The following is a 26,034-nucleotide window of genomic DNA, read 5'->3' on the forward strand; positions in this document are numbered from 1 at the left end:
GCGAAGGTTGTCATTGATATCTTGTTCTATACTTTACACCAGAACCGAAGCACCCATCAAGTATTTGTCCACTTCACGAGCAGCCTCACGGCCTTCATTAATCGCCCATACAACCAAGCTTTGACCACGACGCATGTCACCTGCTGCAAATACTTTATCCACATTGGTGTTGTATTTGCCGTAACGTGCCTTAACGTTTGTGCGACGATCTGTTGCAAGTCCCAGTTGCTCTACCAACGTTTGTTCCGGTCCATCAAAACCAATGGCAATCATGGCCATCTGAGCCGGGAATACACGCTCTGTACCTGGAATCGGCTGATAAATCTTGCGACCAGTTTCATCCACAATACGCTCGATCTGTACTGTATGCAATTCTTTGAGGTTCCCCTCATCATCTCCGACAAATTTCGTTGTCATGATGGAGAATTCACGCGGATCTTGACCAAACAACGCTTTGGCTTCCTCTTGCGCATAATCAAGTGTGTATACGTTCGGGAATTGTGGCCAAGGATTATTAATGCGATCACGTTCCATAGGCGCTTGTGTATGCGTACCGAATTGAGTGATCGTACGACAACCATGGCGCAGCGATGTAGCCACACAGTCAGATCCTGTATCACCGCCACCAATGACGATAATATCTTTATCTTTAGCGGACAGATATTGACCATCTTCCAGATTGGAGTCCAGATAACTCTTAATACTGCCATTCAGGAAATCCATTGCGTAATGAACGCCTTTTAAGTCGCTGCCTTCAATATTGAATTCACGCGGCTTCGTTGCACCACCGCACAATACAACAGCGTCATATTCATCCACCAGTTGTTGTGCTGCAATATCTTTACCAATCTCGGTGTTCGTAATGAATTGAATGCCTTCTGCTTCGAGCAGATCAACACGACGTTGAACTACGTTTTTATCCAATTTCATCGTTGGGATACCGTACATCAGCAATCCGCCGACACGGTCCGAACGCTCATATACGGTTACCGAGTGTCCTGCTTTATTTAACTGAGCCGCAGTAGCTAATCCCGCTGGACCTGAGCCTACCACAGCTACACGTTTACCCGTACGTTTTTCAGGAGGTTGGGGAACCACCCATCCTTCTTCGAAACCTTTTTCAATAATTGCTTCTTCAATCGTTTTGATGGTTACAGGCTGACCAATTAAGCCAACTGTACATGATCCTTCGCAAGGAGCTGGACAGACACGACCTGTAAACTCTGGGAAATTATTCGTTTTGTGAAGGCGCTCAAGTGCTTCTCTCCACAGTCCGCGATATACAAGATTATTCCATTCTGGAATCAGGTTATGCACGGGGCAACCTGACGTGCCACCAATCATATCTATACCTGTATGGCAATACGGGGTACCACAATCCATGCATCGTGCACCTTGTGTTCTGAGCTCTTCTTCAGCCATGTGTTTATGAAACTCTTCCCAATCCTTAATCCGCTCCGCTGGCTCACGATCTGTTGGCAGTTGACGTTTGTATTCCATAAATCCAGTAGGTGTAGACATCTTACGTTTTCCCCCATCCGTTCTTGTCTTAATCCCTTCATGTGCATGGTTCTATATGAAATGGATTACTCATTACTTGAGTTTTTGTCTATTGTATCACAAAATCTTCTCGAAGATATTTCAATTATAGTAGCATTTACTGTGCTGAATATTAAATGGATTATCCGCATAATTATTTGTATTTTATACATCATATCTTTCAAGTCTACCCATGGTCAATACCCTTATTTTGGTGTTAAATGTGGTTTTGAACTGCGAAATCTGGTGTGTGTTAAAGAAACAAAAGGTCGAAACATTAAGTGAATGTCAGATAATTTGTCATCAAATTCAACATATTTTGCTATAAATCGTTCTAAATTCCGAATATTAGGCCTGTTTTAGGGCTTCACAACGTTAAAACCTCAAAACTTTTACACTTTTTTTACTGTTTAATGCTTGGCCGTATGTATAATATACATAAATACCAATTACTTATGTTATATTAATGTTATATGTATTCCAGTTTAAACAAGTGACTCATTTTTTTTATAAAGAAAAGACGCTGTTCACGAATATTTCGCAATCAGCGCCTCTCATCATACAAATACGACCGAAGTCAGGAATTTCTTATGCCACATTTACCGTTTACGTTCGTAAAATTCAAATGTATACGCATGAACATTTTTTTCATCCTGTTCGCCTTCAATCTGTTCAATCAGTTCCCATTCGGACCAATCCACTTCAGGGAAAAACGTATCTCCCTCAAAATTCTCATGAATTTTGGTCACCACAAGACGATCTGCAAGTGGCAGGAACTCACGATACACTTGGGAACCCCCAATTACGCACAGTTCCTCACCTTTGGTTACACTCAGCCCCTCTTCAATCGTATGTACGATTTCAGCCTGTTCCACCTTGTAGTTCAGATCTCTTGTCACTACGATATTACGACGCTGAGGAAGCGGCTTACCACCAAAAGATTCCCACGTATTACGTCCCATGATAATGGTTTTGTTCAGCGTACGTTGTTTGAAAAAGGCCATATCCTTGGGTAAACGCCATGGAATCGAATTATTTAATCCAATCACACCGTTCTCCCCCATTGCCCATACCAATTCAATACTCAAGGGTAATACACTCCTTCAATCCAAGTTTCTTGTCGAGATTGAACACATAATTAGACTGCAATTGGAGCTTTAATGCCCGGATGATGCTGATAGTTCTCAAACTCGAAATCTTCAAACTTATAATCAAAAATAGAATCCGGTTTACGTTTGATTACCAGCTTAGGTAAAGCATAAGGTTCACGCTCCAGCTGAGTCTTAACCTGATCAACATGGTTAGAGTAGATATGAACATCCCCTCCAGACCAGATGAAATCACCCACCTCAAGATCACATTGCTGGGCGATCATATGAGTCAAGAGCGCATAACTCGCGATGTTAAACGGCAATCCGAGGAACGTATCTACGGAACGCATCGTAAGCATACATGATAATTTACCCTCTGCAACGTAAAACTGAAACGCAAAATGACAAGGTGGAAGTTTCATATTGTTGATCTCAGCCACATTCCATGCACTGACAAGGTGACGACGCGAATCCGGATTATTTTTGATCGAATCAATGACTGCAGCGATCTGATCAATTTTTTCTCCGTTTGGCGCTTCCCATGTACGCCACTGCGAGCCGTATACCGGACCGAGATCCCCATTTTCGTCCGCCCAGTCGTCCCAGATCTTCACACCGTTTTCTTTCAAATAAGATATATTGGTATCGCCACTCAAAAACCATAACAGTTCATGAATAACCGATTTGAGATGAATTCGTTTGGTTGTTACCAGCGGAAATCCTTCGGAGAGATCATAACGGAGTTGTCTGCCAAATACAGATTGTGTCCCCGTTCCTGTACGGTCTCCTTTATGCACGCCGTTGTTCAGAATATCCTGCAATAAATCAAGATAGTTTTTCATGTTGTTATCCCCTCGCACTTCTTATTTGTTACCTATTCAGACTAAGACTGGCATACACCACATCACGTCCGATCATTTTAATATTGTATCATTTGAGCCTCTGGATAAAAAGGGCTTCCTCAAACATTATGCTATGTGTGACATTATAGTATAACATGTAAACCTTCACATGATCTCTCCGATTTTTTTAAAACAAAAAAAGAGACGAATAACGCGTTAACGTCATTCGTCTCTTCTGATATACGTATAATGCCGGACGGATCCAAAACTTAGATGATCTTAACGGGAGATGATGTGGATCGGGTGACCCATAACCAATTCCGCAGCTTCCATCACGATTTCGCCCAAAGTTGGGTGAGCGTGAATTGTGAGAGCCAGATCTTCCAAAGTAGCGCCCATCTCAATTGCCAAACCAAGCTCAGCAATCAAGTTGGAAGCTTCCAGACCTACGATTTGGCAACCCAATACAAGGCCGCTTTCTTCGTCAGCTACGATTTTCACGAAGCCTTCAGCGTGGTTCAAAGATACAGCACGGCCGTTACCCGCATAAGGGAACTTGCCTGCTTTTACTTTGTAACCTTTTTCTTTAGCTTCTTTTTCAGTGAAACCTACGCTGGAACATTCTGGATCTGTGAACACAACAGCTGGCATACATTTGTAGTCAACTACAGATGGTTGTCCTGCGATTGCTTCAGCAGCCACTTTACCTTCATAAGAAGCTTTGTGTGCCAGAGCCAAGCCAGATACGATGTCACCGATAGCAAAGATGTGAGGAATGCTGGTACGACCTTGGTGGTCAACTTTGACAAATCCACGCTCGTCAACGTCAACACCAATCATGTCGAGACCCAGTTCTCCATCTGTGTTTGGACGACGTCCAACAGTTACCAGCAGGTAATCTGCAGTTACTTCTTTGGACTCACCATTTACAGAGTACTTAACAGTTACATCTTTATCCGTTTGCTCAGCACTTTCAGCTTTTGCACCCGTTACGATTTCGATGCCTGTTTTCTTCATGTTTTTAGCCACGAGGCTAGTCATGTCTTTATCGAAACCTGGCAGTACTGTATCCAAACCTTCGATGATTGTTACTTTTGCACTGAATTTGGAGTACATTTGACCAAGCTCAGCACCGATATATCCGCCACCGATAACGATCATGCTTTTTGGTACTTCAGGCAAGTTCAGAGCTTCTGTCGAAGACAGAATGCGTCCACCAAATGGGAAAGGTTTCAGTTCGATTGGACGGGAACCTGTTGCAATAATTGCATTTTTAAATTTGTAACGCGGAGACTCGTGGTCATTGAATACACGAGCTTCGTTTTCGTTGATGAACATGCACTCACCGTTGAAAACTTCAACTTTGTTGCCTTTGAGCAAACCAGCTACGCCGCCAGTCATTTTCTTAACAACGCCGTTTTTGAACTCTTGAGTTTTGCTGAAGTCCACTTTTACGTTCTCAGCAGAGATACCAAACGCTTCACCGTGAAGTGCAGACTCATATTGGTGTGCAGCAGAGATCAGGGCTTTGGATGGAATACATCCACGGTTCAAACAAACACCGCCCAGTTCGGATTTGTCTACGATCAATACGCTTTGGCCTAGTTGAGCAGCGCGGATGGCAGCTACATAGCCGCCAGGACCCGCACCAATTACTAATGTGTCGATATTGAGAGAAGCGTCGCCTACTACCATATCTTACACCTCCATAACAAGCAGCTCAGGGTTAGCGAGCAGCTGTTTAATGTAATTCATAAAGTTTTGTGCTGTTGCGCCATCGATGATACGGTGGTCAAAGCTCAGGGAAAGAGCCATTACAGGTGCTGCAACTACTTCGCCGTTTTTGATCACTGCTTTTTCGCTGATGCGTCCTGTTCCGAGAATAGCAACTTCAGGGAAGTTGATGATTGGAGTGAAGAACATACCGCCAGCAGAACCGATGTTACTGATGGAGATTGTGCTTCCTCTCATTTCATTCGCGCTCAATTTGCCCTCACGACCACGAGCAGCCAGATCACGGATAGAATCAGCAATCATCCAGATGGATTTACGATCAGCATCTTTGATAACAGGAACGATCAAGCCGTTGTCTGTATCTGTAGCGATACCGATGTTGTAGTATTTTTTGTAAACAATTTCGTTAGCTTCTTCATCAATCATAGCGTTCAGAGCCGGGAATTGGCGGGAAGCCGCAACCAGTGCTTTAACGATGAATGGCAGATAAGTAACTTTTGTTCCTTTTTTCTCTGCAATTGGTTTCATGCGAGTACGGAAAGCAACCAATTCAGTTACGTCCACTTCGTCCATGATTGTAACGTGAGGTGCTGTGTAAGCCGATTTAACCATTGCATTAGAGATCGCTTTACGGATACCTTTGAATGGTACGCGCTCTTCTTCAACGTGTTGATCAGCTGCAGCTGCTGGTGCTGCGGATTTTTTCTCTTCTTGAGCCGGAGCTTCGGAAGATACCGCTGCGGAAGAACCGCCACCGTTTTTGAAGGATTCAACATCTTCTTTGGTTACTTTACCGTTGTTGCCAGTGCCGTTAACCTGAGCGATGTCTACACCTTGTTCGCGAGCAAATTTACGCACGCTTGGTGTTGCCAGAACGTCTTTGGCAGGTACTGCCGGAACGCTGTTGTTGCCGCCTTCTTTAGCTGCATCCGAGCTGGAAGCTGCTGCAGAAGAACCGCTTGTGTCAGCTCCGCCTTGAGCTGCATCTTTCTCTTGCTCGCCTTGATCGCCAGCAGGAGCGTCATCTTGCTCAGGAAGTTCGCCTTCTGCATCGATGATCGCTACAACTTCACCAACGTGGCAGACTTGACCGTCTTTAGCGAATACTTCTGTAACTGTTCCGTTAACCGGACAAGGTACCTCTACAACCGCTTTGTCATTCTGTACTTCCATGATGATGTCGTCGTCAGTTACTTTGTCACCGACTTTGATGTGCATCTTGATGATTTCGCCTTCGTGCAGGCCTTCGCCCAATTCAGGGAATTTATATTCAAATTTAGCCAACTGAAAAACCTCCTTGATTATGTGCTCAATCCTGAAAACAACCCTTAACTCCAAGAAACAACTGTTACTGCTAATGCAAATAACTGTTACTCAAGGGGCTAATGGCTGTTTACAGTGCAGCTTGCGCTGCGGTGTGAATCACCATACTGCGCCTTGCGGCATGTCAGATGATTAAATTAGAAATTTACGACTTTGTTAACCGCAGCAATGATACGCGCCGGGTTAGGCAGCCATGTATCTTCGATTTGTGCAAATGGATATACAGTGTCCGGACCAGCTACACGCAGAACCGGTGCTTCCAAGTGCAGGATTGCTTTTTCATTGATTTGGGCAATGACTTCAGCTGCAACACCTGCGCTCTTTTGAGCTTCCTGTACAACAATTGCACGGTTTGTTTTCTTAACGGAAGCAACGATAGTATCGATGTCGATCGGGCTAACCGTACGAAGGTCGATAACTTCAACTTTGATTCCTTGTTTTTCGAGTTCATCTGCTGCTTTCACAGAAGTGTGAACCATCATACCGTAAGTAATAATCGTTACATCGGAACCTTCACGAACAACGTTCGCTTTGCCCAATTCAACAACGTAATCTTCTTCAGGCACTTCTGCACGGAAAGCATGGTACAAGTTCAAGTGCTCCATGAAGAATACAGGATCGTTATCGCGAATAGAAGCGATCATCAGACCTTTTGCATCGTAAGGGTTAGAAGGAATTACGACTTTGATACCTGGTGTTTGCGTGAGCAGACCTTCCAGGGAATCTGTATGCAATTCTGCCGCTTTTACGCCGCCACCGAATGGTGTACGGAATACGATTGGAGAATTGTATTTTCCACCGGAGCGGAAACGCATACGTGCAGCTTGCACTACCATTTGGTCAAGGGCTTCGAAGATAAAACCAACGAATTGGATCTCAGCAACCGGACGGAAGCCTTGTACACCCAGACCTACAGCCAGACCACCAATAGCGGACTCAGCCAGTGGTGTATCAAATACACGCTCTTCGCCAAACTCTTTTTGCAGACCTTCCGTTACACGGAAAACGCCGCCTACATTACCTACGTCTTCACCGAAAAGCAGAACGTTAGGATCACGTTTCAACTCCACGCGAAGCGCATCACGGATTGCTTCTTTCATGTTCATTTGTGCCATTTGCTTCATTTCCTCCTTAAACATTGACAGTTCACATTTGAATTCGTACATGTATACCGGGACATTAAAGTCGCGGATGTTTATGCTTTATCGGAAAAAACTTATTGGAAATCAGCTTTTTGCTCTTCCAAGTGCTTAGGCGTTTGTTCGAACATGCTGTCGATCAAGCCTGAAATCGTCATTTTCTCGGTTTTTTCCGCTTTTTTGATCTCTTCATTTACTTTAGCTTTTGCTTCTTCTTTCACACGTGCTGTATCTTCTTCAGTCCAAAGACCTTTTTTCTCCAGATATTTAGCGAAACGTGCGATAGGATCTTTAGCAGACCATTCTGCCTCTTCTTCTTTTGTACGATACTTGGAAGCATCATCCGAAAGGGAGTGAGGACGGAAACGGTAAGTTACTGCTTCGATCAATGTTGCGCCTTCTCCGTTACGTCCACGCTCAGCAGCTTCCTGAACAGCTTTGATAACAGCGAAGATGTCCATACCGTCAACTTTAACACCTTTGATACCTGCTGCTACCGCTTTGTGAGCGATGGAAAGAGCTGCAGTTTGTTTAGCAAAAGGAGTAGTGATGGCATAACCATTGTTTTGTACAAAGAAGATAACAGGCAGTTTGTATACACCAGCGTAGTTCAGACCTTCATAGAAGTCACCTTCAGAAGAACCGCCATCACCTGTGTACGTGATAACAACTTGTTTTTGTTTCTTCAATTTGTAACCCATAGCGATACCCATTGCATGCAGAATTTGTGCACCAATGATGATTTGTGGCATCAATACATTAACGCCATCTGGAATTTGTCCACCATGTTGGTGTCCACGGGAGTACAAGAATGCTTGATAAAGAGGAAGTCCGTGCCATACGAGTTGCGGAATGTCACGATAGCCAGGACATACAAAGTCTTCTTTTTCAATTGCAAATTCACTACCAACCATTGTCGCTTCTTGACCAGATACTGGAGCATAGAAACCAAGACGACCTTGACGGCCCAGGTTTACTGCACGGTCATCCCAAGTACGGGTAAATACCATGCGGTACATAATTTCTTTTAATTGATCATCGGAAAGTGTAGGCATCATGTCTTTGTTAACAATTTCGCCGTCAGGAGACAGCACGGACAGAGCTTCTACATCCTCTGTATACACTTCATAAGGAACCTTGCTCATTTTTTTCTTCACCTCAACAAAAAATTTGAATATCAAGTTCCGCTGTTATAATATTATTATACACCTGTTTCACTCCATACGTCAAAGAAATCCGTAATTTTTTTATGTTTCCTGCCGGATTGTATGTATAACAGGGTCTTAATATTGGTATAACAGCATAATACATGATTGCGTGTTTGACCTAACCCCGCACAAGGGTAATCTTACCGTATTGCGCGGTCGAATGCAAAAAATTAACCGAGAAAGGTGACGTTTTATGACGGATTCCCGCTATTTGAAACGCACGATTGTGAAGGAAGAGATTGAAAGTCGCTATCTCGGAGAGAAGCGAACGCTCCGTATTTACCTTCCTCCGGGCTATAACGAATTGCTTAGCTACCCTGTCGTTTATTGTCAGGATGGCGAAGAATTTTTTAATTTCGGACGAATTGCTACAACAGCTAACCAAATTATTCTGGACGAAGGAGCCGAACCTTTCATTATTGTAGGGGTTCAGGTCGATGTGTCTGTGAGAACGCAGGAATATGCTCCATTTGGAGATCGGTTCAAGGCATATACCGCTTGCTTCGCTGAAGAGATTATTCCCTATATAGAAGAGAAATATCCTGTGCGTCCATCTCCGCAGGAACGCATTCTTGCCGGAGACTCGCTCGGTGGCAGTGTTTCGCTTCATCTTGCTCTGTTATATCCGGATCTGTTCACACGTGTGATCAGCATGTCTGGCGCCTTCTACTCTGCTTCACAGGAAATCTATGCCGCAGCTGAAGATCTGTCTTGGCTCTCGATCTGGATGATCGTTGGTTTGCAGGAGACTGATTTCGAGGCAGACACGGGCACGTATAATTTCGTTCAATTAAACAGGGATACTCGAGAATTGTTGGAAAAACGAGGTGCCCTCGTCTCCTACCAGGAGAAAGACGGAAAACACCAATGGGGTTTTTGGCAGAAGGAATTGCCCGAAGCATTACTTTATTTTCTCCAGGAAAGATAAAAGGACCACTTTAACAGGCGGCTGAAATGCCGCTATTGTTTTTCATTTTAATGATACCGCTTACAATTGTAACCTGAAAAAGAAGCAGGATATCCTGCTTACTTTAAGTCCTCTAATCCTGCTTCTTTGTCGAATTACAAATTAAGCATGAATTTCGTTTGCTTTTTAGGCTAAGGAATGTTCCGCTTCAATCTTACTCAACAGAACATCGCAGCCTGAGTTAACCAGCTCGTACACCTCTTCAAAATTGCCTGTGTAATATGGGTCAGGTACTTCTCTGAGTTTTTCCTCGGGAAGCATGTCCATGAACTTGATGATGTCCGCCTCAGCTCCGCCTGGAACGTTGCGCACATTATCTGCATTGGAATTATCCATACACACAATGTAATCAAATTGAGTAAAGTCTTCGCTGGCGAACTGTCTTGCTGCCATGTTGGCATAAGAAATCTGGTACGAATCCAGCAATTTTCGAGTCCCTTCATGCGGAGGTTTACCAACATGCCAGTCCCCTGTACCCGCTGAGTCCACACGAATCTGGTGTTCAAGCCCCTTCTCTAGGACTTTGTGACGCAAAACGGCTTCAGCCATTGGTGATCTACATATATTGCCCAGACATACAAACAAAACATTAATCATATTAATCCCCCTTGCTTAACGTACCTTGAAGTACCGACGATGTTGACTGTGTCACAATGCTCTCCGGCTGAGGACTGACGTTCCCCGTCTTAGATGGTACCAACGAACGACGTGGCAGTTTCCATTTATAATGTACAGAACACATCCGGAAGAACACAACGGCCGCAAAACAAAATAATAATCCAGCATTCGTTGTTAACCAGCCCATACCTATAACAAAACCGGCTGTCATTGCCCATACAGCATAAATTTCGTCACGCAATACAAGCGGTTTACGTCCTGCAAGCACATCACGAATAACGCCTCCACCAATACCGGTCATTACTGCTGCAACGATAACTGCGCTAATAGGATGTCCCATGTTCGCCGCGTAGAGAGCCCCTTGAATTGCAAATGCTGCGAGTCCGATTGCATCAAACAGCGCCTCTGTTCGCTTCCAGTGACTAATCCACTTGAGAGGCAATATAAACGCAATCGCTACAGATACTAGGGCTAACATAATAAGTGATCCCTGACTCCACAGTGTCGTTACAGGTATACCTATAAGTACATTCCGGATAATCCCGCCTCCGAATGCCGTGACAAGTCCAAGCACTAGTACACCCAGAATGTCATACTCCTCTTCCATTGCCACGAAAGCGCCGGACATTGCAAATGCGATAGTGCCTATAATGCTGAATACTTCAAAAATGTGTAAGTCCAACCTGTTCAAACCTCACTTTTCAAGTCATCTCCATGTCGCTCTACCCATTGTATCCGCGAGCACTTAAATTGTGCAACCTCATTTTGTGGATTATACTGGTTTGGTGAATATATTTGTACAGGTTCCAACATTATATTTGGACTATGAACTATTTTTCTCTGAATTAGGAAGGATGAAATAAAATGACGGCGAAACGGATTATTATTTTTACAGGCGGAAACTTATCTGTAGAATTACTTCAGGAAATACGAGAAGATGATATGATCATCGCGGCCGATCGCGGTGCATTATTTTTAATTGAACACGGCATTCAGCCACACATTTCAGTTGGTGACTTCGACTCCATTAATGAAGAGGAACGTATTATTGTAAGTAACAATAGCATTCGATTCATTACATGTGACCCTGTTCATAAAGATCTTACTGATACAGAAATGGCTTTTGAGACAGCGCTAGATTACGAACCTTCTCACATCTTAATGTTAGGTGCTACAGGTACACGTATGGATCACACACTCGCCAATGTACATATCATGGTTCGCGCGATGCAGCATCATATCTCCTGTGCCATTCAGGACAAGCACAATTACATGACACTGACCACATCCAAAGCTGTGGTTGAGGACCGTGACTATAAATATGTTTCTCTGCTCCCCTTGACTCATGAAGTTACAGGAATATCTCTAGATGGTTTTATGTATCCGTTAGATCAAGCTACCATACGCATGGGACAATCCTTGGGTGTAAGCAACCAGCTCTTAGGCTCCTCCGGCACAGTCACTATCGATAGCGGCTTATTACTGATTATTCAGAGCAAAGATTGAATCTACTCGTATGCTTTATAGTTATTTATTACGTTTTTGTAACCAGTGATTCAATGAAGAAAATAGGTTCACACATAATAAAGACCCTTGATATTCAAGGGTCTTTGTTGTTTCATCATTATTCTCCATCCGTCAATGATTAATTTTTTGACATTTTTAATCATATTTTAATAAACATACCCAAACCATTGTGGCGCAAGGGATTACACTCCCCTATCCAATTTCTAGGCTGTTACAAAGCTGTTATACTCGCTCTAGCAACTTAACGAAAACGAATTTTGGAGGTACTAACTAACATGAAAACAAACATCTTTGTCCAAAAGGCCGTAACCGTCGGGTTGTGCGCTACACTAGGTTTTGGAGCTGTATTAATGACTAACGCACCTGTTGCACAGGCAGCAACTGCTTCTGTATCCACAGGTCAACAGATTGTTAACTATGGTAAACAATTTACTGGAACTCCATATAAATTTGGTGCTTCAACTACAACAACCAAAGTTTTTGACTGCTCTTCTTTTATGAAATATATTTTCAAAAAGTATGGTGTAGATTTGCCGCGCACTTCCGTGAAACAATCCAAAGAAGGTAAAGCTGTGTCTAAAGCTAATCTGCGTGTCGGCGACCTGGTATTCTTCTCCAGTGGTAGCCGTTCTACCGGTTCCAATGTCACGCACGTAGGCGTTTATGCGGGAAATGGTAAGATTCTGCATACGTACGGATCTCCAGGCGTAACCCTCTCTGATCTGGACTCTGGTACTTGGAAGAGAACGTATGTTAAAGCTCGTCGTGTACTTTAGAATTATATATTGCTAATAAGTAAAGGCCGGAGGATATGTTCCGGTCTTTTATTTTTACCCTCTTTTTGCCACACTTTAAACTGGTGATTCATGGAACTAACCTAGTAATCTAATTTTTATCATGCAACATATAACCGATCCCACGCACAGTATGAATCAGTTTCACACTTCTTCCCTTATCCACCTTAACCCTCAGATGTTTGATATACACATCCACTACGTTGGTATCCATCGCATATTCATAGCCCCATACTTCCCGCAAAATATCACTCCGGGTACATGCTTCATTCACATGCAGGGCCAGAAATTCCAGCAATTCGTACTCTTTTGGTGTTAATGTCAGGTATTCACCCGCACGATTTACCCGTCTTGAACGCAAATTCACTTTAAGATCATGAACTACAATTACTTCTTCGCCCTCTGGTGTTGCATTCGCAAAAACACGCAATAAGTTTCGTATTCTGGCAAGCATTACGGTCATGTGGATAGGTTCCTCCATCACGTCATTAGCTCCATAATCCAGCCATTCCACGATGAACTGAGGAGATGCAATTGAAGTAATAACCAGTAGAGGTATAACCTGACCTTTATCTAACCATCGTTTTAATTCTAATTTCTGATCCTGGCCACAATGTTTCGTCCCCTCTTCCCGGTCTACCAGGATGATCAGGTTAATATGCAACAACGAAGGCTCGACGGATTGGTTTAGTTCGGACCACTCCATTCGTTGCACCTCATACCCTTCGCTACATAAAACATCCTGAATAAGGCTGACCTGCTCTCCTGCTCCAATCAGTAAAATGGCTGTTTTCACTCTTTTTCACCCGGCCTGTCTCTATCCCCACTGCTCGCAGCAATGGTTGGTACAGATAGCATGCCGTAAAATGAAAAAGTCCATTCCCTTAAGGGAACAGACTTTGCTTCTTTCTTGCTTTAACCAAAGTAGCGATGGACGAGCGTACGTGCTTCAGCTGTGTCTTTTGTTCCGTGTACGAGGACACGTCCATCTTGGAAAATAACCATTCTATGGACTCCTGTTGTAAAAGAAACCAGAAACGGATTGGATTCCACTTTTCCTTCTTGAAGTCTATCCAGACGTTCCGCTGTTTGTTGAAGATCCAGATTCATGCGCCGTGCAGGTCGGATCTGAACGGTGTCCCTGCCACACAACACATCGGTTTTCTCCAGATTGGACGCAGAAAGATATGGATACGTTGCCGAAGTACCGCAGGAAGGACAGTCTTTCTTTTTCGCACCATCCACATTGATGGATATGTATTCGTTCCTCCACACGTCAAATGACAATAACTTACGTCTCAATGCATTTGCATTGCCACTAAGTAACTTCATCGCCTCTGCGGTCTGATTCGCCGTTACCATCTGTACCGCTTGAGGTATGATACCAGACGTATCACAGGTATCTCCACCCAGAGGGACTTCACCCAGCAAACAATTTAAACATGGCGTATCTCCGGGCATAAACGTATAGGTAATACCATAACTACCTACGCATCCACCATAAATCCAGGGAATACCGTGCTTCTGTGCCATATCGTTAATGAGTAGTCGGGTATCAAAATTATCCGTTGCATCCATGATCAAGTCTGTATGCTGAACGAGTTCTTCCAACTCATCTACTCTGACGTCCAACACTTTCCCTTCCACATGAACCGTGGAATTAATGGCAGATAAACGTTTTTCCGCCGCCATTGCCTTCGGTATCCGCTCAAGCGCGTCCTGTTCTACATATAATTGCTGCCGCTGCAGGTTACTCCACTCCACATAATCACGATCCACAATCGTTAAGTGTCCGACTCCTGAACGAACTAACGTTTCTGCAATTCCTGTTCCAAGTGCGCCAGCGCCTACAATTAAAACTCTGCTGCCCTTTAATCTGGCCTGGCCTTCCTTACCAAGTGGCGCGTACCGTTCCTGTCTGGAATAACGATCGGCCTGCTCGGAAGATGTTAATTGATCTGTCATGTATGAACCATTCCTTCCACCGGACTACTGGCTGCTGCATAACGCTTTACGGGAATCATGCCTGCCTCATATGCCAATCTACCCGCTTCTACCCCCAATCGCATCGCTTTAGCCATGCTCACTGGATCCCCTGATCCGGATACGGCTGTATTTAACAATACGCCATCGGCCCCAAGTTCCATCGCATAAGCAGCATCTTTTGGGGAGCGTAATCCTGCATCAACAATTACAGGTACAACGGCCTGCTCAATGATGATCTCAAGGTTATATGGATTGATGATACCTCTACCAGCTCCGATGGGAGAAGCGCCAGGCATTACAGCATGTACGCCAAGTAATTGTAGCCTTTTGGCCAGAATGACATCATCCGAAATATAAGGCAATACCGTGAAGCCCTTTTCCAGCAAAATTTCGCAAGCCTTGTACGTTTCAATCGGATCTGGGAGTAACGTCATTCCATCTCCGATGACTTCGACTTTTATCATATCACAAAGTCCTGAAGCCCGCGCAAGCTCGGCAATCCGCACCGCCTCTTCCGCAGTGGAAGCCCCTGCCGTATTCGGAAGAAGTGTGTATTTATCCAGATCCAACGTATCCAGGAAATGCTTCTGGTTACGCTCTTCCAGATTCAGACGACGAACAGCAAAGGTCAAAACTTCCGTTTCAGATGCTTCCACAGCCTGACTTTGCACTTCCAGATCCGAAAACTTGCCTGTTCCAAGCAACAATCTGGACTCAAACGTATATTTACCAATGTTAAACATCATCAACCGCCTCCTACAAAATGTACAATCTCGATTCGATCGCCTTCTCTTAATGCCGTCGTTTCATGATACTCACGGGTTAAAATATGCTTGTTCAGCTCTACAACTACAGTCTTGACTTGCAAATCAAAAGATTGGAGTAATTTATCCACACGATTCAATCTGTCTTCAATCTCCATCCGTTGACCATTAACGATGATATTCACTGCACCACTCCCTTTCTGTTCAATCGCTCAGGGCTCAGCGCCTCAATTCCGAGTTCTTCTGAGCTTTTGCCAGCGAGCAACTCAGCGATAAGCCTGCCTGTTATCGTACTAAGCAAGATACCGTTGCGGTAATGTCCAAAGGCGGCGAACAACCCGGGAATACTCTTGCAAGCACCTATATAAGGCAGTCCATCGGGAGTTGCCGGTCTTACGCCTGCCCACGCTCGTATAAATTGTGCTTCCTTCATCCCAGGCACCCAGTGGGTAGCCGCTGTTAATAGCTTCTGAACACCCTGTACAGAAACGTTCAAATCCGTTCTGCCTGGCAGACTGGTTGCCCCGAGCCAAACCTCTCCATTGGCTTTGGGAACAATATAGATATCCTCTGCATACACCGTTCTATCAGGTCTGTACCCTGCATGTTCATCTGAGAACTGAACGGCGGCTATTTCACCTTTTACCGACCACACAGGCAAGCTCAGATTCACATGTCTCATCAACTCTTCACTCTGTAATCCAGCCGCTATAATGACATGTTTGCATTTCATCTCACCGATCGATGTGGTGATCCCCTGCACGCCGTGTTCGTTTGCTTGCACACGTATATCCTGTATGTCCTCCATAACCCGTGCTCCCAATGCTTGAGCGGATTCAGCATATGCCTTCGTTAGATGGACTGGAAGAATCTCACTCTCGTAAGGTCTGTAGTAGGCTCCATACGTATCTCTGTTAAGCCATGATGCCTCCTGTTGCACAACGGAACGGTCCCACCACACCTCATCAGCAGACAACGCAGACTTCCGATTGTCCTTATAGCTACTTGATTCACTGTATGAACGAAAAGGAGTTAGGAATCCTTGGCGTTGCAGGCCAGTCTCTACCTCACTGAGTGTAGCCATTAGCACCTGTTGCTCGATAAGTAACTGTCTACTCAGCCTGGCAAGCTTAGCCATCAAAGGATGAGCAAAATCCTCACTATCTGCCGCTAGCATTCCAGCCGCCGCGCAAGAAGTGCCTCCTGCAATCGCCGAACGCTCCAGCAACAGCACATCCTGTCCACGGGAAGCAAGCTCATACGCAATGGCACATCCAACAATACCTCCGCCTACAATAATCGTTTCTGCATGAATCTTATCCGGTCTATCAGTAATGATCTTTTTCATCCTCTCATCTCCTTGATTCAGCGACTCAGACTTTCTGTAGCAACAACGATAGCCTGCCTTAACGATGCAGCGGCCCGATCCGGGGAATCGCTCGCCCACACATTCGAGATCACAGCGACTCCCTGTGCGCCTGCAGAGCGAATAGCGTGAATGTTCCCCGGTTCGATGCCCCCAATCGCCATGACAGGAATGGAGACAGCAGAGCACACTTCAGCCAGAGCATATAATCCTCTTGGTTCAAGATCAGGCTTACTGTTGGTTGAGTAGACATGCCCGAAGAAAAGGTAATCGGCTCCCCGTTCTTCAGCGATTTTTGCCTCATCGATTGAATGAACAGATACACCCAGACGAATTCGCTGGACATTGCTTATAACAGCAGGGTTGTAGTTACGTATAGCCTCTTGCCCCCAATGTACACCGCCATAGATGTCATTCTGTGGTGGCAGTTCTGAACCATTGATAACGATGCGACAAGACGGAACGCCAACACCACGCAGACTTTTAGCCCAACCGATCTTTTGTTGCCACGAGAGTTGTTTCTCTCGTATATGGATGTAGTCCACCCATGGCCAAACGTCCTTTGCAGCTTTTACAAAAGATGCTTGATCCCCTGCACCCGTAGATACAACATGCAGTTCAAATGATCCGTGTACACGTTCATGATAAATTACCGTACTTTTCATCTCCTTCCATGCGTGAATGCTATGAAAACACAAAAAAGCCACTCCCGTAGGGGAGTGGCTGCGTATTAATTATAGGACCAGATGACTGACTGATACATACAGTTCATTTCGTGCAATAAAGCTATAGACCTTATAGCCATAACGTTATACACGCAACTGCATGTTTCAATTTACTAAGCAAGACGGTTGAATTCTTTCGAATTGCCGTTTGCTCACGTCATTCACTGAAACGCGCTCGCCACTTCCCTACGCTGGTATGATCCAGATCAGGTGCAAAGGGTCCGGAATCGCATTCTTCCATCTCAGCCACATCGTGCGGCCCCCCTAGTGTTCATATGAAGTTGTAGCCTATGTTACCATAGAAGGATTTTTTTGTCACTGTTCATTTCTGTTAAACGTTGCTTGAATTGTCTAGTTTTTCTCAGACCATTCTTCGACATTCCATGTTTTGGTGACCCAACCCTCGTAAAAATCAGGTTCATGAGATACCAGCAACACCGTTCCCTTAAATTCTTGCAAGGCACGTTGCAACTCCGCTTTGGCTGTTACATCCAGATGGTTCGTCGGCTCATCGAATAGAATCCAGTTGCTTTCACGCATCAAGAGTTTGCATAAACGAACCTTCGCTTGTTCTCCACCACTCAGCATGTTAAGCGGACGGGTAATGTGCTCATTTTTCAACCCGCAACGAGCGAGATGACCCCGGACTTCATTCTGGGTCAAATGTGAAAACTCATTCCAGACATCCTCAATCGGCGTGATATTCCCAGCACGAACTTCCTGCTCAAAATATGCCGTTTCGAGATAATCTCCCAAAAAGGTTTTTCCACTGAGTGGAGATATTCTTCCCAAGATCGTCTTCAGCAGTGTCGATTTACCCACACCATTACAACCTACGATGGCAATCTTTTCACCACGTTCAATTGTCATTGTCATTTTAGGCAGCAAAGGATACGTATATCCAATTTCAAAATCAATGCCCTCAAAGACCGTTTTGCTGCTCGCGCGGGCATCCTTGAATTTGAACGTTGGTTTGGCCGCTTCATCTGGACGATCAATACGTTCAATTCTGTCCAGTTGCTTCTCCCGGCTCTTCGCTCGACCAGAAGTTGAAGCACGTGCCTTGTTACGCTGAATGAAATCTTCCTGTTTCTTGATGTACTCTTGCTGCTTCTCGTACGCATCAATATGCTGGGCTTTATTCATATCAGCCATCTCGAGGAACTTGTTATAGTTCGCTGCATATCTCGTTAATTTGGCAAATTCCAAATGATAAATGACATTTACTACTTCATTCATGAATTCCGTGTCATGGGAGATTAAGAGGAACGCATGAGGGTAGTCCTTCAGGTAACGTGACAACCATTCAATGTGCTCTACATCCAGGTAGTTGGTCGGCTCATCCAGCAAAAGGGCTGTAGGCTTCTCAAGCAGAAGCTTGGCAAGAAGCACCTTTGTACGTTGTCCACCACTTAGAGCTGCGACATCCCGATCAAGACCAATTGCGGACAAACCAAGTCCATTGGCCATCTCTTCCACTTTTACGTCAATCAGATAAAAGTCGCCCTGTTCCAGTTGTTCCTGAATATCGCCCATCTCTTCCAGCAACTGCTCTAGCTTATCTGGATCTGCATCTGCCATCTGGTCCGTTATATTCATCATTTCTTTTTCTAATTCAAGCAACGGAAGGAAAGCATCTTTAAGAACGTCACGAATGGTTTTGCCTGGGGTAAGCTTCGTGTGCTGATCCAGATATCCGTAACGGACCTTAGGTGTCCATTCCACTTTTCCACTATCTTTAAGCAATTTACCGGTAAGGATGTTCATTAATGTGGATTTACCCACACCATTGGCACCAACAAGTCCTACACGCTCTCCGGCAAGTAAACGAAACGATACATTTTTAAATAACGTGCGATCTCCAAAATTGTGACTTACGTTCTCTACTGACAATAAACTCATAAGATGAGGTTGCTCCTATCTATTAGACATTACTTTTATTATTGTTCCGAAACCCTATTCTAGCACAGGTCCCGTCTTTTCTGAAAGTAATGTAAACAGTTCAGGAACCTCTTACATGATTTTGTCATACAGGCTACCCTAACGATTAGAGCATTTATATTCGAAATAGCCTTGTGCAGCTGCTTGTCTTGCGTCTGTAAACACCTCTTCAGCACGGTAACCATTACCACATGTGGAGGGATAGTAGTACTTGATACCCGTTAAAGGATCTACCCCACCTACGATGGCCGTTTTCTTCACAAGTCTGCCTCCACCGATCGCATAATTGTTGATCTTTTGGTCACCCACACCTATACCTTGGATAAAGGCCATAATCCCTGTATCGTTAATGGAGTTGTACCAATCTTCCTGCGCAATCAGGGGCATCGTAAACGTATAGGAAATACCGTTCTTTCTGGCAAACTCATTATGGCGGTTAATCACATCAGCCAGATCATCCTGCACAGTAGTCACAATCCGGCTTTGTCTAACTTGCTCAAATACGCTGGTATTCTGAAGTAAAGGAATCTGAGAGCTAGCAGCGAGTTCTTTTTGGAATCCCTCAATCCATTTCCCTGCATTTGCGTCGTAGGCATATACGTAGTCGTCCAGTGTAAAGTTAATACTGCTACCATTTGAATCTGAATATGTATAAGGTTTCTTGGGGCTCCACACTTGCCTTAAAGAATCTTCACGGTTACCTGTCAACTCTGTTTCTGTGGACAACATATAATAGCCGTCATAATCCAGAATAACTAAGGCAGGAATGTAATTAAACATGTTTCGAATAGCTGCGGGATCATCCTGAATCCCCATATTCAAAGCCATCGTCTGCGTAAATGTTAACAAGGCAAGCTCTTTGTCCGCTTTAACAAACTTGGTTGAATCATAACCTGCTTCATCATTTTGTTTCTCATTCTGATGCATCACTGCACCTGCATCCATGACTGCGGTTTGAAGTGCAGCTCTGTATCGTTGGCCAAGATATTGAGCCTCTTCGGCATCTTGGGTATGGAGTGAGATGATCCAGAAGAGCGGGAAAAAGATCAGCACAAATACAATGGAAAGCTCAGTAATCTTCATTGAGGACCATACCTCCGTATGTTACAAATACTGCTGAAGCCTGAGCCGTACCACTCAACCACTCACGAATGAGCATGGAAGGTGTACGATTTGTATTTTGGAGCGTCACAGTGAAAAAATCCCCTGTCGTCAACGTATATCTTCGGCCAGCATCATCAACCGGTATCACTCCTGAAGATGGGAATAGTCTTTCTCGAATCTGAGCTGCATAATATCCATCCTGCACTACCTCATAGGTCCCGTTAAAACTGTTATTGTCCATTGGGTCTGTATAGTGAGGCACATATTTCTTATGTAAATGTTCCATCGACACCTCATACACATTGCCCGTCTGGGCCAGTTGCTCCTCAAACTCAGCCAACATTCGAGGTGAAACATATCCTTTCGTTCGGACAGCATCAACAAAACGTGTTACATTCTGAACAGCCGTCATACGTGCTATATCATCCTGCCGATCGGCTGTTTCAGCAGCTGGGTACACATAGAGCAAAAGGACTGCGAGCAATACGGCAAGCAGCTTGGATGCGGCATTAATCAATTCACACTGGTCTCCTTCCAAAAAACAATCTTGAGCAGTTCTCCAGTTGCATTTCGTATAAACTCTGGTCTGTATGTGGAATCGAGCTGGACAGGAATTGTCGCTGTTTTGCTGACAAGTGGATCGATCACATACGAAGTTCCATCTACCTCCACAGGAATGCCTGTGCCTGTCATCTGTCTAACGGTATGCAACACTTCCGCACCACTATACTGATACGGATTGGTGGTATGCAGTGTTGTTGTCAGCCGACCTTCCATGCCTGCTGTTGTCTGTACTCTGTCGTTCAAGGCCGCTGATAAAATCTTAACATTCTGTTGCCCGTACAGGCAGGCTGTCACAAACAGGACAACCGCCGTACAAAACAACATGAGATGCTGTGTATTCCGGGACATGTTAAACCAACTCCTGTCAGGATTGCTGGAAGATCAGCCCTCTTACCACGTTCGAACGGTCTTTTACGATAATGGCTTTGAATTTACCACTTGGATTGACATATTGATTTTCTTTTTCACTCATGGTCTGGTTAATAATCCCCACTTTATCGTCGGGTGCAATAACCGAGCCGTAGTCCGCATTATTGAGATCCTGTGAAATGTTTAATTGATTGCCGTACCATTGACCCGCTTTATTTTTACCTGTAATAACTTGAATACCGAACTGGTCCTTGTCCGCATATTTACGCAGCGCATTCGTTACCTGTGATCCACTGATGGTTGTTCCGTCATATACCGTAAATGCAGCCTGGGACAACTCGGTTTGGATATCAGCAAAATTGTTCTGGGCCGTCTTGGTTGCCTCCTGAGCCGAAATAAACAACAGAACTACAATTGTGATCAAAGCGATGGTTAAGAATATCCCTGCTGCCACCTTTAAAGCGCTTGATGCATTGTTCATGATAAATCCTCCCAAGTTATAAGTTATTAAACTATTTCAGACTGTCACACAGATGAATTGTGCTACAGTTTCTGAATTTGCTCATAATAAATGCTCATCTGTAAGAAACTCATACCGACCAATGGAATGACCAGATACAAAAAGATAAGGGCGTACATAGGTGTAAATCCGATGGTTCTGCCCCATGATGCTTTGACATCTATCATTTTGCTGTACTCCTGCTTGCGTTGTTCAAAATAAAATGCCATCATGCTCTCGAGATCATCGAAGGCTTCACGTATTGAGATTTTGCCAAGGGCAAGCTGTAATTTATCAACCAGTCGCTGGAACTCGGGCAAGCCCGCCTCTTCCTTTAATTGTTCAAGTGCAAGCTCTGGTCCATGTTCAAAATGCAACAAACATTTTTGCAGCGGGCGCTTGAAAATGACGGCAAATCGATTAAGCCACTCCAATATCTCCTCGACTGACATCCGGTCCATCTCACGCAAAATGGAAATCACTGTCTGGAATTGATAGATTTCATGTCGCATATCCAACCTTCGCATTTTCCGCTGAAATAACATGAGCCATACGGGCATGTAGTACCCCGCTGCACCCATGAGAATGGCTATAATCATTTCCCACCAGCGTACATATTGTTTGTTATATACCTCAAGTTTCTGCATAATGCGCGTGATGGTCTCATTCTGGGTATCATGGTCTAACTGAACTGGAGATAACTGCTGTAACGCTTTGGAGACTTCTTCGTATGTAGCTCCTCGGTTCATTTCTACACTTTCCAGCACGGATTGATCCAACGCTGTTTTTTCCTCAGCTTTCCTGAGATCCGCTTCAGCCATTGCACCAAACATTCGATCATCGCGGATTGGATCATACAAGATGTGGTTACGTTCAACCTGGTGCAACAGCAAGATGCAACCCATTGTAAGGACCAAACAACCTGCGAATAACAACACTCGTCGAATGGCAAGCCATTCGTATTTCAACTCTGAACTGCTCTCCCTCATGAGCCGTATCGTTTGACTGTACTGTGTACTGCCAGGTTTCGCCGCAAACAACATCGCCAATTTCCGTATGAAGATTTGCTTGTACAGAAACTGATCCAACCATGAATGCTTATGCCCTGACCGATAACGGGTCTCATCGTATTGCTGGAGTCTTTGCAGAAGCAAATAAGCAAGGATGATGATCACATAGATCGATATTTTGGTAACAAAACCGATTTTGCTGCGATAAAATTCATCCATCGTTGGGAAACTGACTCTAGCCCAGCGTTCGATCGGAGCGGTGAATAATACCGGAGCGAGCGCGATGATATTAAGTCCTTTGAGCAGGTAATCCAATTTATCACGCCGTAAAATCTCCAGATGGATCTCCTGAGTCAGGTTACCAAGTCCATTAAGATAAATAGAGCCTTGTGCTCTGTCCTTATCCCCAAACTCCATAACCATGTAGGAAACGCCGGCGAATCCTTTGAGAAAACGGTTGGGAGCCACTTCATAATAACGCTCAAGTGCTTCATTCGGATCTGGAGAAGTTAGAGCTTCGTAGATCAGTCTTACCTGTTCTGCTGCTTCTCCTGTACCTGCTTCAGCGGCTTCATAGAGCGCTTCCTCAACCATGCCATGCTGATGATACCGATGCCTTACATCTGCAAAGAGATCCAACATCTGCACCAGCAACCTTTTCTCCATACGACTAAGGCACATATCCAATACCAGGCTGTTTAGTACCACAGCACAGAGCACGGACAGTATTACAAAAGCGATACCCGGCTGCAGAAGAAAAAGAATGACACTTATGCCGCCATAACCTCCAAGAATAATCAGAACCACTGTCATCGTCAGCCTGCGAAGTGAGGGCTCATCCCCAACATGGCGGAAGGAAATACGTTTCTGCACCTGTAGAATATAAGCTGATAGCAATGGCACTTTCATTCCAAGACGGTAGGACTGCAACAAGATTGATCCCAGTCCTTTGAATCCCTTCCCGCTAGGAACAAAAATCACGCCGGATTGACTTGTTGAACCACCTCCTCTGTGACGTAACATGCTTAAAACCAGAAGTGTAATCAGCAAACCCCCTGCACAAATACTTAATACGAGGAGCAGAATCCATTTAATTGTCATGCTGATCACCCCAGTGTTGCTTCATAAACAGTTCAAATTTCTCGGCATCCTGTAATGTCATCTGTTCTCGCATATCCACCATGCTTCCAGAAGAGATTGGAGCTGTTGCAACATACGCTCCATCTCTGTACTCCACAACATTATGAAATGTAAAACCTGCCCTCTCTTCCACGCTATCACCTTGATTCGCACGAGGAAGACACTCCGTAATTCGTTCGATATATCTTCGTCCTTCAGCATCTTTCTTCATATGAACATCGAAGTTGATTACACTCACAACCTGCTCCTCAGCAATATGCTCATGCTGGAACATACCTGTCTTGAGCAAGGAATTACGGAGGGAGAAGACCAGATCACGAAACGTTTTGGCATGGTGGGTAAACAGGGTGAACAGACTGGCAACCTGAGACATTTGAATCATCCATGCGGCCACCTCATCACTCGCAACCTCACCGAGAATATTGACGGTACCATCCGTTTTTTTCTGCAAATCAAGCCCTTGTTGACCTGAAATGTGTTCGGTTTCTCGGAAACTCAAAATATTACGCCGACTATAGATCCGTCTTAATTGAAGTTCAAACGCCATTTCCTGCACCCGAAGGGTGTACGATGCATAGATGTGTTTGACCATAGCCATAAGCAACGTTGTTTTACCAGAACCCTGTGCCCCGGTCACAGCTGTGATCCGGCTTCCTTTCATCAGGTATTGAAGCAATGTAATTGGCAGATCTGCGTTGTTACCCGTAATTAACTGTTCAAGTGAAGCATTCGGAATATCGAACTTCCGGACGAAGAACGCCCACGATTCTGCAAAAGGAGGTCTAACAACAACGACACGGGAGCCGTCTTTCATCTCGTTCACCTTGTATCCACTTGCTTCCGACAACTGTCCGGGATAATTGTATTTGTATATATTCTGGCATACCCTTTTCAGTTCACGAATACTGCCGAAGGACAGAAAGGATAGATGAATGGACTTACCTTTATAGAAAATCCAGACACTTTCCATGCCGCTAAGCGGTTCTTCATGTGCATTATCCTCCAGTCCTTGATCCAGCAAATCATTCCATGATGCCGGTTTTCGAAGTCCCATATTATGAACAGCATCAAGCATACCGCTGACACCACCACTAACACCGTCAATACGTTGGTCCCTTATCTCATCAACAACCGAGAATCCTTTATAATGTTGGTAGATACGTTGCACGATGATATCCGTCTTTTCTCTGAATCCAAGCTCTCGATATTCGCACTCGAACACATACTGAATATCCTCCTCAGAAATATAATAACTTCCTCCATCGTCCGTACCTTCCTCCATTCTCAGTCTGCCAAGATCGTAGGTATCAATCATTCGGGAGAGTGCATCCACACCGAATTGCTGTCGGTACAGATAAAACACAATTTCGAATCGGTCCTGGATCGTCAACAAATCTGGTTCTGCAAACAAAATAACTTCATCTACATTTGATTTGTTCAGCCCTATGCTTCGGGTCAGCAGATCCCCTATCAGATTTTTGACATACGTTTTGTCGCTGATACTGCCTGAGACACAGCCCTTCAGTGCTTTTCTCATCTCGGCACGCTGATTAATTCTTCGACGATATTCTTCTTCATGCAGACCCGCATCCGCGAGCTGACTATGACTAAGCTCATGAAGTGAGTTCTTCACCTTCTCAATCAACATGTCAATCGTGAATGATTCCTGTTCAGGAACACGAGCATTCTTTTCACGAAGAAACGTTCTATACTTGAACCAGATATAAGTCAGGCACAGAATCAAAATCAAACTTATCCATATGGTATTCCAGAGCATCGGAGGT

The 26,034-nt window shown here is 44.5% G+C and carries 25 protein-coding genes and 1 riboswitch; of the genes, 3 read left to right on the forward strand and 22 right to left on the reverse strand.

The annotated features are described in order from the left end of the window. Positions 1-33: 33 nt before the first annotated feature. From C161_RS26545 to pdhA, 7 genes are all read right to left on the reverse strand, one after another. The gene (locus tag C161_RS26545) at positions 34-1,521 is read right to left on the reverse strand and encodes a glutamate synthase subunit beta (RefSeq protein ID WP_036673826.1); all 1,488 of its coding nucleotides are present in this window, start codon (positions 1,519-1,521) and stop codon (positions 34-36) included. 617 nt (positions 1,522-2,138) lie between these two features. Beyond that, positions 2,139-2,627 carry a dihydrofolate reductase gene (locus tag C161_RS26550; RefSeq protein ID WP_036613663.1) on the reverse strand — a complete coding sequence of 163 codons (489 nt, stop codon included), beginning with the start codon at positions 2,625-2,627 and terminating at the stop codon, positions 2,139-2,141. Positions 2,628-2,677: 50 nt separating this feature from the next. Then, the gene (gene thyA, locus C161_RS26555) at positions 2,678-3,472 is read right to left on the reverse strand and encodes a thymidylate synthase (RefSeq protein WP_036613661.1); all 795 of its coding nucleotides are present in this window, start codon (positions 3,470-3,472) and stop codon (positions 2,678-2,680) included. A 279-nt stretch (positions 3,473-3,751) separates the two neighbouring features. Further along, positions 3,752-5,167 (reverse strand): dihydrolipoyl dehydrogenase, encoded by a 1,416-nt coding sequence (lpdA, locus tag C161_RS26560; protein ID WP_036673827.1) that lies wholly within the window; start codon positions 5,165-5,167, stop codon positions 3,752-3,754. Between the two features lie 3 nt (positions 5,168-5,170). Further along, entirely contained in the window at positions 5,171-6,490 is a 1,320-nt protein-coding gene (locus C161_RS26565) for a dihydrolipoamide acetyltransferase family protein (protein WP_036673829.1), read from the reverse strand. 176 nt (positions 6,491-6,666) lie between these two features. After that, positions 6,667-7,644, reverse strand: a complete 978-nt coding sequence (locus tag C161_RS26570) for an alpha-ketoacid dehydrogenase subunit beta (protein ID WP_036613653.1) — start codon at positions 7,642-7,644, stop codon at positions 6,667-6,669. A gap of 101 nt (positions 7,645-7,745) precedes the next feature. Beyond that, positions 7,746-8,813: a pyruvate dehydrogenase (acetyl-transferring) E1 component subunit alpha gene (pdhA, locus tag C161_RS26575; RefSeq protein ID WP_017688072.1), complete on the reverse strand. Its 1,068-nt coding sequence runs from the start codon at positions 8,811-8,813 to the stop codon at positions 7,746-7,748. Positions 8,814-9,069: 256 nt separating this feature from the next. Between pdhA and C161_RS26580 the strand changes: the two genes are divergently transcribed. Further along, positions 9,070-9,804, forward strand: a complete 735-nt coding sequence (locus tag C161_RS26580; RefSeq protein ID WP_036673831.1) for an alpha/beta hydrolase — start codon at positions 9,070-9,072, stop codon at positions 9,802-9,804. A 165-nt stretch (positions 9,805-9,969) separates the two neighbouring features. Here the strand turns inward: C161_RS26580 and C161_RS26585 are convergent, their stop codons facing one another. After that, positions 9,970-10,440, reverse strand: a complete 471-nt coding sequence (locus C161_RS26585; protein ID WP_036673832.1) for a low molecular weight protein-tyrosine-phosphatase — start codon at positions 10,438-10,440, stop codon at positions 9,970-9,972. 1 nt (position 10,441) lies between these two features. Continuing rightward, complete coding sequence (locus tag C161_RS26590) at positions 10,442-11,143, reverse strand: trimeric intracellular cation channel family protein (RefSeq protein WP_036673834.1); 702 nt, start codon at positions 11,141-11,143, stop codon at positions 10,442-10,444. A 182-nt stretch (positions 11,144-11,325) separates the two neighbouring features. On the opposite strand from C161_RS26590, the gene C161_RS26595 reads away from it, so the two are divergent. Together C161_RS26595 and C161_RS26600 are read left to right on the forward strand one after the other, a co-directional pair. Next, a complete protein-coding gene (locus C161_RS26595) occupies positions 11,326-11,967 on the forward strand; it encodes a thiamine diphosphokinase (protein WP_036673836.1) in 642 nt (213 codons plus the stop codon). Positions 11,968-12,263: 296 nt separating this feature from the next. After that, on the forward strand, positions 12,264-12,764 hold the full coding sequence (locus tag C161_RS26600; protein ID WP_036613641.1) for a C40 family peptidase: 501 nt from the start codon (positions 12,264-12,266) through the stop codon (positions 12,762-12,764). A 109-nt stretch (positions 12,765-12,873) separates the two neighbouring features. On the opposite strand, the gene C161_RS26605 is transcribed toward C161_RS26600, so the two are convergent. The 13 genes from C161_RS26605 to C161_RS26665 all read right to left on the reverse strand — a co-directional run bounded on the left by C161_RS26605 (position 12,874) and on the right by C161_RS26665 (position 26,027). Continuing rightward, a complete protein-coding gene (locus C161_RS26605; protein ID WP_051449965.1) occupies positions 12,874-13,578 on the reverse strand; it encodes a response regulator transcription factor in 705 nt (234 codons plus the stop codon). Positions 13,579-13,697: 119 nt separating this feature from the next. Then, on the reverse strand, positions 13,698-14,747 hold the full coding sequence (locus tag C161_RS26610; protein ID WP_036673838.1) for a ThiF family adenylyltransferase: 1,050 nt from the start codon (positions 14,745-14,747) through the stop codon (positions 13,698-13,700). Then, positions 14,744-15,511 (reverse strand): thiazole synthase, encoded by a 768-nt coding sequence (locus C161_RS26615; RefSeq protein ID WP_036674004.1) that lies wholly within the window; start codon positions 15,509-15,511, stop codon positions 14,744-14,746. Before C161_RS26615 ends, C161_RS26610 begins: the two co-directional genes overlap by 4 nt. Positions 15,512-15,513: 2 nt before the next feature. Beyond that, entirely contained in the window at positions 15,514-15,717 is a 204-nt protein-coding gene (gene thiS / locus C161_RS26620) for a sulfur carrier protein ThiS (protein ID WP_036613636.1), read from the reverse strand. After that, positions 15,714-16,880 (reverse strand): glycine oxidase ThiO, encoded by a 1,167-nt coding sequence (gene thiO / locus C161_RS26625; protein WP_036673840.1) that lies wholly within the window; start codon positions 16,878-16,880, stop codon positions 15,714-15,716. The genes thiS and thiO overlap by 4 nt, the downstream gene beginning before the upstream one ends. Before the next feature lie 17 nt (positions 16,881-16,897). Then, complete coding sequence (locus tag C161_RS26630) at positions 16,898-17,563, reverse strand: thiamine phosphate synthase (protein WP_156946172.1); 666 nt, start codon at positions 17,561-17,563, stop codon at positions 16,898-16,900. Between the two features lie 226 nt (positions 17,564-17,789). Further along, a riboswitch (TPP riboswitch) is annotated at positions 17,790-17,899 on the reverse strand. Between the two features lie 75 nt (positions 17,900-17,974). Beyond that, on the reverse strand, positions 17,975-19,525 hold the full coding sequence (locus C161_RS26635; RefSeq protein WP_036673842.1) for an ABC-F family ATP-binding cassette domain-containing protein: 1,551 nt from the start codon (positions 19,523-19,525) through the stop codon (positions 17,975-17,977). A gap of 138 nt (positions 19,526-19,663) precedes the next feature. Further along, positions 19,664-20,647: a hypothetical protein gene (locus C161_RS26640; protein ID WP_036673843.1), complete on the reverse strand. Its 984-nt coding sequence runs from the start codon at positions 20,645-20,647 to the stop codon at positions 19,664-19,666. Then, positions 20,634-21,185: a hypothetical protein gene (locus C161_RS26645; protein ID WP_036673844.1), complete on the reverse strand. Its 552-nt coding sequence runs from the start codon at positions 21,183-21,185 to the stop codon at positions 20,634-20,636. Before C161_RS26645 ends, C161_RS26640 begins: the two co-directional genes overlap by 14 nt. Continuing rightward, complete coding sequence (locus C161_RS26650; protein WP_036673845.1) at positions 21,182-21,580, reverse strand: hypothetical protein; 399 nt, start codon at positions 21,578-21,580, stop codon at positions 21,182-21,184. Before C161_RS26650 ends, C161_RS26645 begins: the two co-directional genes overlap by 4 nt. Before the next feature lie 16 nt (positions 21,581-21,596). Beyond that, positions 21,597-22,082, reverse strand: a complete 486-nt coding sequence (locus C161_RS26655) for a hypothetical protein (RefSeq protein WP_036673846.1) — start codon at positions 22,080-22,082, stop codon at positions 21,597-21,599. Between the two features lie 62 nt (positions 22,083-22,144). Next, the gene (locus C161_RS26660; RefSeq protein ID WP_036673847.1) at positions 22,145-24,211 is read right to left on the reverse strand and encodes a hypothetical protein; all 2,067 of its coding nucleotides are present in this window, start codon (positions 24,209-24,211) and stop codon (positions 22,145-22,147) included. Next, complete coding sequence (locus C161_RS26665) at positions 24,201-26,027, reverse strand: ATPase, T2SS/T4P/T4SS family (protein WP_036673849.1); 1,827 nt, start codon at positions 26,025-26,027, stop codon at positions 24,201-24,203. Before C161_RS26665 ends, C161_RS26660 begins: the two co-directional genes overlap by 11 nt. Positions 26,028-26,034 lie beyond the last annotated feature (7 nt).

Source organism: Paenibacillus sp. FSL R5-192, from assembly GCF_000517845.1.
Lineage (GTDB): Bacteria > Bacillota > Bacilli > Paenibacillales > Paenibacillaceae > Paenibacillus > Paenibacillus amylolyticus.

What these genes read in the sequence shown, in the direction of transcription:
- C161_RS26545 (WP_036673826.1), bottom strand. Translation starts at nt 1,521, where the DNA reads ATGTCTACACCTACTGGATTTATGGAATACAAACGTCAACTGCCAACA.
- thyA (WP_036613661.1), bottom strand. Translation starts at nt 3,472, where the DNA reads ATGAAAAACTATCTTGATTTATTGCAGGATATTCTGAACAACGGCGTG.
- lpdA (WP_036673827.1), bottom strand. Translation starts at nt 5,167, where the DNA reads ATGGTAGTAGGCGACGCTTCTCTCAATATCGACACATTAGTAATTGGT.
- C161_RS26570 (WP_036613653.1), bottom strand. Translation starts at nt 7,644, where the DNA reads ATGGCACAAATGAACATGAAAGAAGCAATCCGTGATGCGCTTCGCGTG.
- pdhA (WP_017688072.1), bottom strand. Translation starts at nt 8,813, where the DNA reads ATGAGCAAGGTTCCTTATGAAGTGTATACAGAGGATGTAGAAGCTCTG.
- C161_RS26580 (WP_036673831.1), top strand. Translation starts at nt 9,070, where the DNA reads ATGACGGATTCCCGCTATTTGAAACGCACGATTGTGAAGGAAGAGATT.
- C161_RS26585 (WP_036673832.1), bottom strand. Translation starts at nt 10,440, where the DNA reads ATGATTAATGTTTTGTTTGTATGTCTGGGCAATATATGTAGATCACCA.
- C161_RS26595 (WP_036673836.1), top strand. Translation starts at nt 11,326, where the DNA reads ATGACGGCGAAACGGATTATTATTTTTACAGGCGGAAACTTATCTGTA.
- C161_RS26600 (WP_036613641.1), top strand. Translation starts at nt 12,264, where the DNA reads ATGAAAACAAACATCTTTGTCCAAAAGGCCGTAACCGTCGGGTTGTGC.
- C161_RS26610 (WP_036673838.1), bottom strand. Translation starts at nt 14,747, where the DNA reads ATGACAGATCAATTAACATCTTCCGAGCAGGCCGATCGTTATTCCAGA.
- C161_RS26615 (WP_036674004.1), bottom strand. Translation starts at nt 15,511, where the DNA reads ATGTTTAACATTGGTAAATATACGTTTGAGTCCAGATTGTTGCTTGGA.
- thiO (WP_036673840.1), bottom strand. Translation starts at nt 16,880, where the DNA reads ATGAAAAAGATCATTACTGATAGACCGGATAAGATTCATGCAGAAACG.
- C161_RS26630 (WP_156946172.1), bottom strand. Translation starts at nt 17,563, where the DNA reads ATGAAAAGTACGGTAATTTATCATGAACGTGTACACGGATCATTTGAA.
- C161_RS26635 (WP_036673842.1), bottom strand. Translation starts at nt 19,525, where the DNA reads ATGAGTTTATTGTCAGTAGAGAACGTAAGTCACAATTTTGGAGATCGC.
- C161_RS26640 (WP_036673843.1), bottom strand. Translation starts at nt 20,647, where the DNA reads ATGAAGATTACTGAGCTTTCCATTGTATTTGTGCTGATCTTTTTCCCG.
- C161_RS26650 (WP_036673845.1), bottom strand. Translation starts at nt 21,580, where the DNA reads ATGTCCCGGAATACACAGCATCTCATGTTGTTTTGTACGGCGGTTGTC.
- C161_RS26655 (WP_036673846.1), bottom strand. Translation starts at nt 22,082, where the DNA reads ATGAACAATGCATCAAGCGCTTTAAAGGTGGCAGCAGGGATATTCTTA.
- C161_RS26660 (WP_036673847.1), bottom strand. Translation starts at nt 24,211, where the DNA reads ATGACAATTAAATGGATTCTGCTCCTCGTATTAAGTATTTGTGCAGGG.
- C161_RS26665 (WP_036673849.1), bottom strand. Translation starts at nt 26,027, where the DNA reads ATGCTCTGGAATACCATATGGATAAGTTTGATTTTGATTCTGTGCCTG.